The organism is Saccharothrix longispora (assembly GCF_031455225.1).
GTDB classification, from domain to species: domain Bacteria; phylum Actinomycetota; class Actinomycetes; order Mycobacteriales; family Pseudonocardiaceae; genus Actinosynnema; species Actinosynnema longispora.
In genome coordinates, this window is record NZ_JAVDSG010000001.1 from 3387537 (window position 1) to 3400743 (window position 13207).

Genomic DNA, 13207 nt, shown 5'->3' on the forward strand with positions numbered 1-13207 from the left:
ATGCCCCCCGCAGAAAGGGCCGCACCCCCGTGCTCAACGAACTGCTGAAGCGGAAATTCGCACACCTCTTCGCCCTGCTGGACGTGGACGACGACGGCACCATCGACAAGATGGATTACACGGCGTCGGCCGACCGGATCGTCACCGCGTTCGGGTACGCGCCGGGCTCGCCCCAGAGCGAACTCGTCCGGGACCGCTACAACAGGCTGTGGGAGGCGGTCACCCGCCCGATGGACACCGACGGGGACGACCGCGTCGACGTCGAGGAGTACTCCTCGGGCATGGACCGGTTCGTGACCACGTCCGAGGAGGGCTACCGCACCCACATCGCACCGGTCGCCGATGCCTTCTACGACCTGATGGACGTCGACGGCGACGGCCGGATCACCAGGACCGAGTACGTGCGCATGGCGGCCAGCGCCTTCCGCCTGTCCGAGGACGCGGGCAACGCCGCGTTCGACAAGCTCGACCTGGACGGCAACGGCTCGCTCGACCGCGACGAGCTGCACGCCGCCAACGAGCAGTTCTTCCGCTGCCCGGAGGAGGACTCCAGGGGCAACTGGATCTTCGGGCCGATCGCGGCCTGACCCCGGCCTGCCGGGTGCGGACCGCGACCGGCCGCACCCGGCGGCCCACCGGCGGGACCTCCGGCGCCCGCCCCCGACCGGATCGGCCGGATCGGCAGTGGAGGCGCACGGGCGCGGGCGGGGTTCGTGATACCGCAGCGATAACGGATTCTGATCGAAGGCGGGAATGGTGGGGCCGGACTAACGACTACGGAGGGACGTGGACATGTCGGTGGAGAGACCGGAGGGGTATCCGACTCGCGATGTGGTCACGGCGGTGGGGGTCGAGCACGTCCGTTTGAGTTACGAGTACCTCGATCGGCGTGACCTGGACGGGTACGGATCGTTGTTCGAGGTCCCGGCGGAGTCCCGGTCGGCCGAGGTGGACGCGTCCCACGTGCGGGCGGAAAGCGGGTCTTACCGGGTCGGCGGGGGCGACGGGGGGTGCTCGCACGTGCTGGAGCAGGTGTTCTGCTGCTCCGGGCGGGTGGTCGTGGTCGGGCGGGTGGTGCGCGGGGAGCGGAACGTGGAATTCGTCGACCTGTTCACCCTCACGGAGCACGGCTTGTTGCGCTCGCGGAAGTCGTACTTCTTCGTCGAACCGGGCGCCGTGGGCATTTAGAGGGGTGCCGGCGCGGGGTTTCGCCATTGGCCGGTCTGATCGGTGGGTGCGTTTCCGGGCAACGCGGGATACCGTCCCTTCGGGGATCTATGCACGTGGAGCAGCCGATGGACTTAGGACCGGTCGCGTCGCGACCTGCCCCTGTGTACCGGGTGTTGGGGCCATTGCACGTCGCCGCCGGCCCCGACCGGGTCAGCCGGGTGCCTCCCGGACGGCAGCAGGTGGTGCTCGGCGCCCTGCTGCTCGACGCGAACCGGGTGGTGGGCATCGACCACCTCATCGACGCGGTGTGGGACGACGCGCCACCGGTCACCGCTCGTCGGCAGATCCAGATCTGCGTGTCGGCGCTGCGCGCGAACCTCACGTCGATCGGGCGCGGCGAGGCGATCGTGACCCGGCCGCCGGGGTACCTGCTGCGGGTCGCGGACGGTGAATCGGACGTGCAGCTGTTCGCCGCCCTCACCGCCGAGGGCGAGGCGTTGGTCCGGTCCGGCGATCCCAGGGGCGGGCTCGCGCTGCTCCGCCAGGCGCTCGCGCTGTGGCGCGGACCGGCGTTGGGCGGCACGGCGGGCAGCCGGTTGACCGCCAAGGCCGCGAAGCTGGAGGAAGACCGGATCGCGGTGCTGGAGACCTGCTTCGACCTGGAGCTCAACGCGGGGCGGCACCGGCAGGTCGTGGGTGAGATCAGCGCGTTGGTGGCGCAGCACCCGCTGCGGGAGCGGTTGCGGTCGCAGTTGATGCTGGCGCTGTACCGGTCGGGGCGGCAGGCCGAGGCGTTGGAGGCGTACCGGGCGACGCGGGAGCTGCTGGTCGACGAGCTGGGGTTGGAGCCCGGCGAGGACCTGCGCCGGTTGGAGGCGGCGATCCTCGCGGGTGATCCCTCGTTGGCGGTCGGGGCGGAGGGCGTCCCGGCGCGACAGGGGCGGGAGCGGCAGGCGCCGGCCGCCCCTCCCCCGGTCGGGACCGTCGTGCCGCTCCAGCTCCCGGCGGACATCGGCGAGTTCACCGGGAGGGCGGAGCTGGTCGCGCAGGCGCGGGAGTTGTTGGCGCAGGGTGGCCGGGCGACGCGGGTGGTGGCGCTGGTCGGCAAGCCGGGCATCGGCAAGAGCGCGGTGGCCGTGCACGTCGCGCACCTGCTGGTGGAGGAGCACTTCCCGGACGGTCAGCTGTACTGCGACCTGGGCGGCACGCGGGAGCACCCGGCGAACGCCGCGGACGTGCTGGGCCGGTTCCTGCGCGCGATGGGCATCCCGGGGACGTCCATCCCGGACGCCGAGGACGAGCGGGCCGAGATGTACCGGCAGCTGGTGGCGCGCAAGCGGATGCTGGTGGTGCTGGACGACGCGGCGACCGAGAGCCAGGTGCGGGCCCTGTTGCCGGGCAGCAGTTCGTGCTCGGTGGTCGTGACGAGCCGGACGCGGCTCACCGGCCTGCCGGGGGTGCGGGTGCTGGAGGTCGAGGTGCCCTCCCAGGACGAGGCCCTGGAGATGCTGGCCACGGTCGTCGGCCACGACCGGGTGGACGCGGAACCGGCCGCGGCGGCGGCGTTGATCCGGTTGGTCGGCTCGCTGCCGCTGGCGCTGCGCATCGTCGCCGCCCGCCTGTCGGCCCGGCCGAGCTGGTCGCTGGCGTGGATGCTGGAGCGGTTGTCCGACGAGCGGCGGCGGCTCGACGAGCTGGCGCACGGCGACATGATGGTGCGCGCGAGCCTCGCGCTCACCTACGACGGGTTGCAGGGCGAGTCGCGCCGGTTGCTCCGGCTGCTCGGCGCGCTGGACGGGCTGAGCTTCCCGACGTGGGTCGCGGCGGCCCTGCTCGACGAGGACGTGTTCGTGGCGGCCGACCTGCTGGAGGGCCTGGTCGACGCGCAGATGCTGGAGATCGTGGCGGTCGACGCGACGGGCGGCCCGCGGTACAGGTTCCACGACCTCATCCGGTTGTTCTCGCGGGAGCAGCTGGAGCGCAACGAGGGCGAGGGGCCGCGCGCGGCGGCGGTGCGGCGCGTCGTCGGCGGTTGGCTGGCGCTGGCGGGTGAGGCGCACGTGCGCGTCTACGGTGGCGACTTCACGTCGTTGCACGGCGACGCGCCGCGCTGGCGTCCGTCGGCGTCCCACGTGGACAGGTTGCTGGCCGATCCGCTGCTGTGGCTGGAGGCCGAGCAGCAGAACCTGTGCTCCGCGGTCGAGACGAGCGCCGAGGAGGGGTTGCACGAGGCGTGCTGGGACCTGGCGTTGACGCTGGTCACGCTGTTCGAGGCGCGGTGCTACTTCGCCGACTGGGACCGGACGCACCAGCGGGCGCTGGCCGCGGTGCGGGCGGCGCGCAACAGCCGGGGCGAGGCGGCGCTGCTGTGCTCGTTGGCGTCGTTGCAGCTCTCGTGGTCGCGGGCGCGGGCCGCCCGCGACCTGGTGGAGCCCGCGCTGCGGACGTTCGAGGCGCTGGCCGACGGGCAGGGCGTGGCGCTGGCCCGGCGCAACCTGGCGCTGGCGCACCACCGCCTCGGTGACCTGGACGCCGCCGCGCCGCTGTACCTGGCCGCGTTGGAGGGGTTCCACGCGTCCGGGGACCCGGTCGGGCAGGCGTGGGTGCTGACGCAGGTCGCGCAGATCGAGCTGGAGAGCGGGGAGCAGGAGTCGGCCGCCAACCGGTTGTACGAGGCACTGGACATCTGCCGGCGGTTCGGCAACCACCGGGTGGAGGTGCAGGTCCGGTACCGGTTGAGCGACCTGATGATCCGGCAGGGCCGGCACGACGAGGCCGCGGAGGCGTTGACCGAACTGCTGACGGGGGTGCGCGCGTCCGGCGACACGGTCGGCGAGGCGCGGGTGCTGCACAAGTTGGCGGTGGTGAGGGGCGCCCTGGGGGACGCGGGGGGCGCGGAAGCGCTGTTGCGCGAGGCGCTGGAGGTCCGGGAGCGGGCGATGGACCACGGCGGTGCGGCGGAGACGCGGGCCGAGTTGGCGGTCGTGCTGGCCGATCGCGGTGACCGGGACGCGGCGGTGAGCCTGCTGGGCCGGGCGATCTCGACGTTCGCGGAGCGGAACATGGGTGCGGCGAGGCTGCGCGCGCAACAGGTCCTGGAGCGGATCAGGACGACCTGACCGGTCGACCGGCGGGCCGCCGGGTCAGATCGCGGTCGGGCCCCACGGGGTGTCGTCGGCGGTGATCGCGGTCGGGCCCCAGGGGGTGTCGTCACCGGTCGGGCCCCAGGGGGTGTCGTCGGCCGCGGTGACCGCGGTCGGGGCGGGGGCGGCGTGGGCGGCGGTCGCGGCGAAGACCGGCGCGAGGATGATCGCGGCGCTGACGGCGGTGGCGGCGAGGATGCGGTCGATGCGCATTGGGGGGCTCCCTGTTCCTGGTGGTCGGTGTTCCGGTCCGTGCTGCTGGAACCGACATTAGGAATGCGCGACATTGCCGAATTATCGCGCGGCGAACGCCCGCGAAACCGGCGTTTCACGGGGCGCGCACCGCCGCGATAACGGCGCGATACCGGCGTGACGATGCTGGAGCGCAGACCACGAGGGTTTCACCTCTGCGCAGGTCGAGGCGGGTTCACCGGAACACCGCCTGGAGGGCCGCACGACCTCATCGTCACGGAGTGGGCATGGACGGGAATTTGACGCACTGGCAATTCGGCGATCTCCTCAAGAAGTACCGCATGAAGCAGGGGGCCACACAGCGGCAATTGGCCGACCTGTCCACGGTCAGCGTCCGGGCGATCCGCGACCTGGAGGCGGGGCGGGCGAGCCGGCCGCGCCGCGACACGGTGCGGCTCATCGCCGAGGGGCTGCGGCTCAGCGGGCGGGAGCTGACCAGGTTCGAGGCGGCGGCCATGCGGTCGCGCGGCGGTGTGGAGATCGACTTCGTGCCCGACCTGGCGGCCGTGCCGCCGCCCGCCGCGCTCGACGTGCTGGTCGGCCGGGACGCCGAGGTGTCGTCGTTGCTCGCGCTGCTCGGCGAGGGCGGTTCGCGGCTGGTGGCGGTGACCGGCCTGCCCGGTGTCGGCAAGACGCGCCTGGTCGTGGAGGTCGCGGGGCGGTTGCACGACTCGGGCGCGGCCCGCGTGCTGTGGGACGCGGCCACCGCGCAGGCCCCCGGCGGCGCCGCGGGCCGCCTGCGGCTGCTGGTGCACTCCGCGCTGGCCGTGGCGGAGGACGGCGAGGGCTGGGAGGCGCTGGCGACCCTCATCGGCGACCGGGAGGCGGTGCTGGTGCTCGACGGCCACGACCCGGCGTGGCCCGACCCGGACCGGGTGCTGGCGCTGGCGCACCGCTGCCGGCGGCTGCGGCTGCTGCGCACCACGCGTGGCTCCCACCCGATCCCCGGCGAGCGCGTCGTCGCGCTGGCGCCGTTGGCCCACGGGCACGCCGTGCGCCTGCTCGGCCGCCTCGCCGGTCACGGCACGACCGGCGCGTCCGGCGCCGCGCTGACCGAGGTGGCCGCACGGCTGGACGGGCTGCCCGGGGCGTTGGAGGCGGCGGCGTCCTGGCTGGTGGTGTACCGCCCGGACGAACTGCTGGACCTGGTGCGGGCCGATCCGCTGGGCGTCGTCGCGGACCGGCTCCCGGACCTGCGCGACGCCCTCCGGCGGACGTTGTCGGGTGTGGACGGTGCGGCCGTGGGGGCGCTCGCGGCGGCGCGCGGCGACTGGTCGGTGGCGGACGCGGCCCGGCTGACCGGGATCGCACCGGTGGCGTGCGCGCGCCTGGTGCGGCACCTGCTGCTGCTCGGCCTCGTGCGCCCGGTCGGCGACGACCGGTTCCGCGTGCTGGCCCTCGCCGGCGCCCTAACTGCCTCCGTGCTGCCGGTCGGGCTGCCCCTCGACGCCGCGCGCGACTCCTAGTTTCGGCTTCCAAGACCGTTCCGCGAGCGAAGGAGTGCCATGGACCTGGTGGAAACCGACGTCGGGCTCGACATCGTGGTGACGAGCCTCGCGTCCGACGCCCACACCTGGAACCTCGTGTTCCTCCAGCTCGTGCTGGAGGAGATGGGGCACCGGGTGCTGAACCTCGGCGCGTGCGTGCCCGACGGGCTGCTGGTGTCCGAGTGCGCCCGGCACGCGCCGGACCTGGTGGTCGTGAGCAGCGTCAACGGGCACGGCTTCCACGAGGCCAAGCGCGTCATCGGCCTGCTGCGCGCCGAACCCGGTCTCGCCTCGACGCCCGTGGTGGTCGGCGGCAAGCTGGGCATCGACGGTCCCGGCGGGCGGGAGCGCACCTCCGCCCTGGTCGGGGCCGGGTACGACGCGGTGTTCGAGGACGCCGGGAGCCTGGCCGCGTTCCGCGCCTTCCTCGACCGGTTGCCCGTGGGCGTGCGGTCATGAGCGACGGGTCGTTCGGCGGGTTCGTGGCGCGGGCCGCAGCGGAGGGCGAACTGGTCGTCCAGCCGCGCATGGGCCTCGGCGACCCGGCGGCCATGCGTGCCGGCCTGGCCGCGGTCCGCGGGGCCGGGGTGCGGGCGGTCGGCACGATCACCCTCGACAGCTTCACCCGCGTGGGTGACCACGACGCGGTGCGCGCCGCACTGGCCGCCGGTGACGCCCTCAACGGCTACCCGATCGTCGCCTACCCGCCGGGAACCACCCGGGAGGTGCTGCGCGGCCTGGCCGGCGACGCGTTCCCGGTGCAGGTGCGGCACGGCTCGGCCCGGCCTCAGGACATCGTCGTGGCGCTGCTGGAGGCGGGGCTGCACGCGACCGAGGGCGGTCCCCTGTCGTACTGCCTGCCCTACAGCCGGGTGCCGGTGGCCGAGGCGGTGCGGGCGTGGGCCGAGTCGTGCCTGCTGCTCGCCGAGCTGCGGGACCGCGGCGGCGAGCCGCACCTGGAGTCGTTCGGCGGCTGCATGATGGGCCAGTTGTGCCCGCCGGGGCTGCTGGTGGCGATCAGCGTGCTGGAGGGCGTGTTCTTCCGCCGGCACGGCCTGGGCAGCATGTCCCTGAGCTACGCCCAGCAGACCCACCCCGGGCAGGACGCGGAGGCGGTGCGGGCGTTGCGGGTGCTCGCCGCCGAGCACCTGTCCGACGTGGACTGGCACGTCGTGCTCTACACCTACATGGGGGTCTTCCCCCGCACCCGGCGCGGCGCGTCGGCGCTGCTGGAGCAGGCCGCCGAGCTAGCCGTGCGCACCGGCGCGGAACGCCTGATCGTCAAGACCACCGCGGAGGCGCACCGCATCCCCACGGTCGCGGAGAACGTGGCGGCGCTGCGCGCGGCGAGCGCCGCGGCGGCCCGCGCGGAACCCGGCGGGCCGGTGGAGGACACCGGGGTGCTCGCCGAGGCCCGCGCGATCGTGGAGGCCGTGCTGGACCTCGCCCCCGATCCCGGCGTGGCGCTGATCCGCGCCGTCGAGCGCGGCTACCTGGACGTGCCGTACTGCCTGCACCCGGACAACGCCGGCCGCACCAGGGCGGTCGTCGACCGCACCGGCCGGTTGCGCTGGTCCCGCACCGGCTCGCTGCCGCTGGCCGGGCTCGTGGAGGCGACCACGGGCGCGGAGATCACCTCGACCGAACTGCTGCGCTCGCTGTCGCACGTCGAGCGGACGTTCGACGACGCCGCCCTGGACCGGGTCGGCGCCCACCCGGTCGGCTCCGGCTGACCACCACCGCCCCACCGCACACCGCCAGCACCCACACCGAAGGAGCCAGAGCGACATGGACCCCATCAGCGCCGACGCGGCGACCCCGTTGCCGGCGAGCCCCCGCGAGCACCTGTCGTCACCCACGACCCGCGCGGTCCTGCGGCTCCAGCACACCGTGTTGGACGCGGCCCGGGAACACCTGGGCTCGGCGGGCTTCACCGAGATGCTGCCGCCGATCATCGGTCCCGTCACCGACCCGGGCGCGCGCGGCGCCAAGCAGGTCGACGTCGACTTCTACGGCCACCGGTACAAGCTGATGACCAGCGCGATCCTCTACAAGCAGGCGTCGCTGACCGCGTTCGACCGGATCTTCTGCATCGCGCCGAACGTGCGGCTCGAACCGCTGGAGACCAGTTCGACCAGCCGTCACCTGGCCGAGTTCCACCAGATCGACGTGGAGGTCGCGGGCGCGTCCCGCGACGACGCGATGGCGGTGGCCGAAGGGCTGGTCACGCACGTCGTGCGGCGCGTCGTCGAGCGGTCGGCCGGGGAGCTGGAGGTCCTCGGCCGCGACCCCGACGCGTTCGCCGACCTGCTGTCCGACGAGCCGTTCGAGCGGCGCACGCACATCTCGGCCGTCACCGACCTGCACGCCCTCGGGCACGACCAGAACCCCGACGCCGAGATCGACTGGGCGGGCGAGGCGGTGCTGTCGGCGAAGTCCAGCAGGCCCTTCTTCCTCACCGACTACCCGAAGGGCTCGCGCGGCTTCTACGACAAGGAGAACCCGGCCCGGCCGGGGCGGCTGCTGAACTTCGACCTGCTGGCCCCCGAGGGGTACGGCGAGCTGTGCAGCGGCAGCGAGCGGGAGCACGAGTACGGCACGATCATCGCCCGGATGCGGGAGACCGGCGAGAACCCCGCCAAGTACGGCTGGTACCTGACGATGGTGCGCGAGGGCATCCCGGGCAGCGCGGGCTTCGGCATCGGCCTGGAGCGGCTGGTCCGGTACATCGCGGGCCTGGACTCGGTGTGGCAGGCCAGCGCCTACCCCAAGCTGCCCGGGGTGGTGTCGCCGTGAGCGGGCTGAGCGCGGGGTCGTTCCCGGAGGCGGCGGTGCGCGAGCGGGCCCGGCGCGGCACGGGCGCGGCGTTCCCGGCGCTGGAGGACTACGGGCGGGTGCTGTTCGGCGCGCCCGAGGCCGGGCCCCCGGGCGACGAGCTGGACGCGGCGCGGCTCGTGCCGCCGGTGTTCGTGCCGGAACGCCTGGAGAAGCTGATCGACCTGGCCCGCGAGCCGCTGCACGGCGACGTGGACCTGGGCGCTGAGGTCGGCGGCTTCGCGTCGCCGCTGCCGCTGTACCTGTCGGCGTTCGGGTCCACCCAGGTGGCCAGCGCCGACCTGGGCCGGGCGGCGAGCGCGCAGGCCGGCGCGCTGGGCGTGCCGATGGTGGTGGGCGAGAACGTCGTCCCCGTCAACGGCTACGGCCGCCTCTCCGGCGGTGGCGGGAAGTCGCTGCTGGGGCGCATCGAGGCGTACGCGGAGGCCGTGCCCGACGGGCTGGGCGGCGTGGTCGTGCAGCAGAGCACGGAGGACGCCGACGCCGAGGTGTGGAACCTCGTCTACAGCGACCCGTCGGCGCTGCCCCTGCTGGAGTCGGGGCGGCTCGGGTTCGAGCTGAAGGTGGGCCAGGGCGCGAAACCCGGCCTGGGCGGCCTGACCGTGGTGGGCGCGGCGGACGCCGACCGGTTGTCCGAGCAGTTCGCCCTGGAACCCGTGTTCGGCGCGGGGACCGGGCGGGTGCTGCGCTGCGCGAGCCCCGGCACGTTCACCGAGGAGATCCTGCGCCAGCAGATCCGCTTGATGCGCAACAACTTCCCGCGCGCCCGCGTGTGGGTGAAGCTGCCCCCGGGCCGGGACGTCGCGCTCGCGGCCGCGGTGGCGTGGGAGGCGGGCGCGGACGCGGTGACCGTGGACGGCGCGGAGGGCGGCAGCGGCTGGGCGCCCACGTCGTTCCTGTCGGGCGTCGGCCTGCCGCTCGCCGAGTGCCTGCGCCGCATCGGCGGCCCCACCGGCTGCCTGCTGGTGTCCGGTCGCGTCTGGGAGGGCCTGCGCGCGGCGAAGTGCCTCGCGGCCGGCGCCCGCGCGACCGGGCTGGGGCGGGCGGCGCTGATCGCCGTGGACGAGGACCCGGTGGCCGGGCTGACCCGGCTGGTGGAGTGCCTGGCGCTGGAGCTGCGGCTCATCGCCAGCGCCCTGGGCAAGTACCACGCGGCGGCCCTGTCCCCCGACGACCTGTGGTCGCCCACCGGCTGGGCCGTTCCCGCGCGCACCCCCGTCGGGGCGGTGGCGCGGTGACCGCCCCCGCCCGGCTCCGGCGCGGTCCGCTGTCGACGTCCTACCTGGCGTTCGTGTCCGCCACCGGCCTGTCCTCGCTGGGTGACGCCGCGTGGATGCTCGCCCTCACCACCACGCTCGTCGGCGTGGCCAGCGCGACCACCGCCGGCCTCCTGCTGGCGCTGGCCGGCGTGCCGCGGGTGATCGCGCTGCTCGGCGGCGGGGTCGCGGCCGACCGGTACGGGCCGGTGCGGGTGATGGTGTGGACGGACCTGCTGCGCTGCGCGGTGATGGTCGTCGCGGCGGGCGTCGTGCTGGCGGTCGAGCCGACGGCGGGCGTGCTGGCGGCGGTAGCCGCGGCGATGACGGTGCTGGGCGCGTTCTTCGTGCCCGCGTCGGGCGCGCTGCGGCCGTTGCTGCTGCCGGAGGAGCACCTGGTGCGCGGCAACGCGCTGTACCTGATCGGGCTGCGCGCCGGTCAGGCCGCGGGCGGTCCGGTCGGCGCGGCGCTGCTGGGCCTGGGCGGGGTGGTGGCGGTGGCGGTGGCCAACGCCGCGAGTTTCCTGGTGTCGGCGGCGGCCGTCGCGCGCAGTCGGCCGGAGGTCCCCGGGCCCGTCCCGGTCCCGCGCGACCGCGTGTCGGTGCGCGAGGGGATCGCCGGAGGGTTGCGGCACGTCGCCGGGGACCGGGCGCTGCGCGGCCTCGTCCTGGTGGTGGGGTTGTTGGAGCTGTCGGCGGCGGGCCCGGTGAACATCGGGCTCGTGCTGCTGGCCCACTCGACCGGCGCGGGCGACGTGGGGGCCGGTCTCCTGCTCACCGCGTTCACGCTGGGCGCGGCGCTGGCGTTCGTCCTCACCCTGGTGCGCCCGGTGGGCCGCCGCGCGGGTCCCGTGCTCGTGCTGGGCGCGTGCGCGCAGGCGGTGGTGCTGTGCTCGCTGGGCGTGCTGGGCGCACTGCCCGCGCTCCTCGCCGGCTACAGCGTGCTCGGCCTGGTCAGCGCGCTGTGCGGGGTGGTCCTGGTGTCCCTGATCCAACGCCGCACACCCGCCCCGGTGCGCGGCCGGGTCATGTCGATCATGTCGTTGGTGGTGTTCGGCGCACCCCTGCTGGGCAACGCCGTCATCGGGATCTCCGTCGACGCGCTCGGCCTGACCACCACGATGGTGCTGCACGGCCTCTCGGCCGTCGCGGCGGTGTGCGTGTACGCGTCCTCACCTGCCCTGAGGGGAGCCCGCCTTGACTGAGACGACCGCGGCGGAGTGGCCGTCGTTGACCGACCTGCGCTCGCGCCTGACCGGGGGCCTGCTGACCGCGGCCGACCTGCTGTCGGCGTGCCTGCGCCGGATCGAGGAGGTCGACCCGCTGGTGCGGGCGGTCCTGGCGCTCGACCCGACTGCCCGCGAGCAGGCGCGCGAGAGCGACCGGAGGATCGCCGCCGGGCTGGCCCGCCCGCTGGAGGGCGTCCCCGTGCTGCTGAAGGACAACATCGGCACGGCGGGCCTGGCGACCACCGCCGGGTCGCGCCTGCTGGCCGGCACGCCACCCCGGGACGACGCCGACGTGGTGGTCCGGTTGCGCCGGACCGGCGCGGTCGTGCTGGGCAAGGCGAACATGTCGGAGTGGGGCAACTTCCGCTCCACCGGCGCGGTCGAGGGCTGGTCGGCGGTCGGCGGGCAGACCCGCAACCCGCACGTGCTCGACCACAGCCCGGGTGGGTCGTCGTCCGGGTCCGCGGTGGCGGTGGCGGCGGGCATGGCGCCGTTGGCGCTGGGCACGGAGACCGACGGTTCGGTCGTCGTGCCCGCCGCGCTGAACGGGGTGGTGGGCGTGAAGCCCGCCCTGGGCCTGCTGCCGGGACGCGGGATCGTGCCCGTGTCGCGCGCGCAGGACGCGGTGGGCGTGCTGGCGCCGAGCGTCGCCGACGCGGCGGCCTGCCTCGCGGCGCTGGCCGGCGGACCCGTGGTGCGCCCCGCGCCGGCGCGGGGGCTGCGGCTCGGCCTGTGGCAGGGGCGGCGGATGCCCGGGACCGTGCTGGCCGAGGTGGAGCGCGTCGCCGGGCTGCTGCGGGCCGCCGGGGTCGTCGTGGTGCCGGTCGAGCTGCCCTGGGAGGGCCCGCCGCTGATCGCCGGGATGGAGGCGCTGATGGCGGAGTTCCGGGTCGGCCTCGACGGGTACCTGGCGGCGCGCGGCGGGCCGGTGACCTCGCTCGCCGACGTGCTCGCGGGCAACCGGGACGACCCCGTGGAGTTGGAGCTGTTCGGCCAGGAGCTGCTGGAGCAGGCCGCCGGGGTCACCGACGAGCAGATCGCGGGCGCGGCGGCGAACCGCGCCCGGGCGCGGTGGTGGGCGCAGGACGCCATCGCCGCGGTGCTGGCGGAGCACTCGCTGGCGGGGATCGTCGCGCCGACGAGCGAACCGGCGTGGCGGCTCTCCGGCGGCGGCGACCCCCCGACCCGCAACACCTCCACGATCCCGGCGATGGCCGGCGTGCCGAACGTGACGGTGCCGGCGGGGTTCCTGGGCGACCTGCCGTTCGGGGTGTCGGTGTTCGGTCCCCGCGACACGTTCGTCGCCCTGGGCCTCGCCGCGACGGTGGAGGAGGTGTGCGGGGACCGCAGGGCTCCCCGCTTCCTGGGGGCGTGACAGGCCGGTCCCCGACGGGGCCGGGTCGGTACGACGGGTCTTCCCGGTCGCGCCGACCCGGCCCCGTCGCCGTTCCCGCCCCCGTCGCCGTCCCCGGGAGCGGGCGGGTTCCCGGGGGCGGGCGGGTTCCCCAGGCGGATCTGCCGCCCAACTGCCTCCCGCACTGCCGGAACCGCGGCCCCGCCGCCCCTAGCGTTCGCGGTACACGAACCCGTTGTCCCGCAACGAGAAGGAGCCCACGATGACGAACCCCTTCGACAACCAGGACGGCGAGTTCCTCGTCCTCGTGAACGACGAGGGCCAGCACTCCCTGTGGCCCGGCGACATCGCCGTCCCCGCCGGCTGGGAGGTCACCCACGGGCCCGCCGGCCGCGCCGACTGCATGGAGCACGTCGAGGCCACCTGGACCGACCTGCGCCCGGCGAGCCTCGCCGCCCTGCGCGGCTGAACCGACGACACG

Annotated in this window: 12 protein-coding genes; 11 read left to right on the forward strand and 1 reads right to left on the reverse strand. The window is 74.8% G+C overall.

Annotation, left to right across the window (positions count from 1 at the left end; translation table 11 throughout):
* Positions 1-29: 29 nt before the first annotated feature.
* The 3 genes from J2S66_RS13860 (at position 30) to J2S66_RS13870 (ending at position 4289) form a co-directional block, all read left to right on the forward strand.
* A complete protein-coding gene (locus tag J2S66_RS13860; RefSeq protein ID WP_310307418.1) occupies positions 30-587 on the forward strand; it encodes an EF-hand domain-containing protein in 558 nt (185 codons plus the stop codon).
* Positions 588-864: 277 nt separating this feature from the next.
* Entirely contained in the window at positions 865-1188 is a 324-nt protein-coding gene (locus J2S66_RS13865; RefSeq protein WP_310307419.1) for a hypothetical protein, read from the forward strand.
* A 152-nt stretch (positions 1189-1340) separates the two neighbouring features.
* The gene (locus J2S66_RS13870; RefSeq protein WP_310307420.1) at positions 1341-4289 is read left to right on the forward strand and encodes an AfsR/SARP family transcriptional regulator; all 2949 of its coding nucleotides are present in this window, start codon (positions 1341-1343) and stop codon (positions 4287-4289) included.
* 24 nt (positions 4290-4313) lie between these two features.
* Here J2S66_RS13870 and J2S66_RS13875 read toward each other — a convergent pair whose 3' ends face one another.
* The gene (locus tag J2S66_RS13875; RefSeq protein ID WP_310307421.1) at positions 4314-4526 is read right to left on the reverse strand and encodes a hypothetical protein; all 213 of its coding nucleotides are present in this window, start codon (positions 4524-4526) and stop codon (positions 4314-4316) included.
* Positions 4527-4792: 266 nt separating this feature from the next.
* Here J2S66_RS13875 and J2S66_RS13880 point away from each other — a divergent pair, with 266 nt between their 5' ends.
* The 8 genes from J2S66_RS13880 to J2S66_RS13915 all read left to right on the forward strand — a co-directional run bounded on the left by J2S66_RS13880 (position 4793) and on the right by J2S66_RS13915 (position 13195).
* Positions 4793-6031: a helix-turn-helix domain-containing protein gene (locus J2S66_RS13880; RefSeq protein WP_310307422.1), complete on the forward strand. Its 1239-nt coding sequence runs from the start codon at positions 4793-4795 to the stop codon at positions 6029-6031.
* 39 nt (positions 6032-6070) lie between these two features.
* Complete coding sequence (locus tag J2S66_RS13885) at positions 6071-6511, forward strand: cobalamin B12-binding domain-containing protein (protein WP_310307423.1); 441 nt, start codon at positions 6071-6073, stop codon at positions 6509-6511.
* Positions 6508-7785 (forward strand): methylaspartate mutase, encoded by a 1278-nt coding sequence (locus J2S66_RS13890; protein ID WP_310307424.1) that lies wholly within the window; start codon positions 6508-6510, stop codon positions 7783-7785. The genes J2S66_RS13885 and J2S66_RS13890 overlap by 4 nt, the downstream gene beginning before the upstream one ends.
* Positions 7786-7840: 55 nt before the next feature.
* On the forward strand, positions 7841-8848 hold the full coding sequence (locus J2S66_RS13895; RefSeq protein WP_310307425.1) for an asparagine synthetase A: 1008 nt from the start codon (positions 7841-7843) through the stop codon (positions 8846-8848).
* A complete protein-coding gene (locus J2S66_RS13900; protein WP_310307426.1) occupies positions 8845-10125 on the forward strand; it encodes a glutamate synthase-related protein in 1281 nt (426 codons plus the stop codon). Before J2S66_RS13895 ends, J2S66_RS13900 begins: the two co-directional genes overlap by 4 nt.
* Complete coding sequence (locus J2S66_RS13905) at positions 10122-11348, forward strand: MFS transporter (protein WP_310307427.1); 1227 nt, start codon at positions 10122-10124, stop codon at positions 11346-11348. The genes J2S66_RS13900 and J2S66_RS13905 overlap by 4 nt, the downstream gene beginning before the upstream one ends.
* Positions 11341-12747, forward strand: coding sequence for an amidase family protein (locus tag J2S66_RS13910; protein ID WP_310307428.1), 1407 nt, complete (start codon positions 11341-11343; stop codon positions 12745-12747). The genes J2S66_RS13905 and J2S66_RS13910 overlap by 8 nt, the downstream gene beginning before the upstream one ends.
* A 241-nt stretch (positions 12748-12988) precedes the next feature.
* Complete coding sequence (locus J2S66_RS13915) at positions 12989-13195, forward strand: MbtH family protein (protein ID WP_310307429.1); 207 nt, start codon at positions 12989-12991, stop codon at positions 13193-13195.
* Positions 13196-13207: the final 12 nt, after the last annotated feature.

Excerpts from the sequence above, each read along its gene's own strand:
- J2S66_RS13875 (WP_310307421.1), bottom strand. The coding sequence starts at position 4,526 with ATGCGCATCGACCGCATCCTCGCCGCCACCGCCGTCAGCGCCGCGATC.
- J2S66_RS13880 (WP_310307422.1), top strand. The coding sequence starts at position 4,793 with ATGGACGGGAATTTGACGCACTGGCAATTCGGCGATCTCCTCAAGAAG.
- J2S66_RS13885 (WP_310307423.1), top strand. The coding sequence starts at position 6,071 with ATGGACCTGGTGGAAACCGACGTCGGGCTCGACATCGTGGTGACGAGC.
- J2S66_RS13890 (WP_310307424.1), top strand. The coding sequence starts at position 6,508 with ATGAGCGACGGGTCGTTCGGCGGGTTCGTGGCGCGGGCCGCAGCGGAG.
- J2S66_RS13895 (WP_310307425.1), top strand. The coding sequence starts at position 7,841 with ATGGACCCCATCAGCGCCGACGCGGCGACCCCGTTGCCGGCGAGCCCC.
- J2S66_RS13915 (WP_310307429.1), top strand. The coding sequence starts at position 12,989 with ATGACGAACCCCTTCGACAACCAGGACGGCGAGTTCCTCGTCCTCGTG.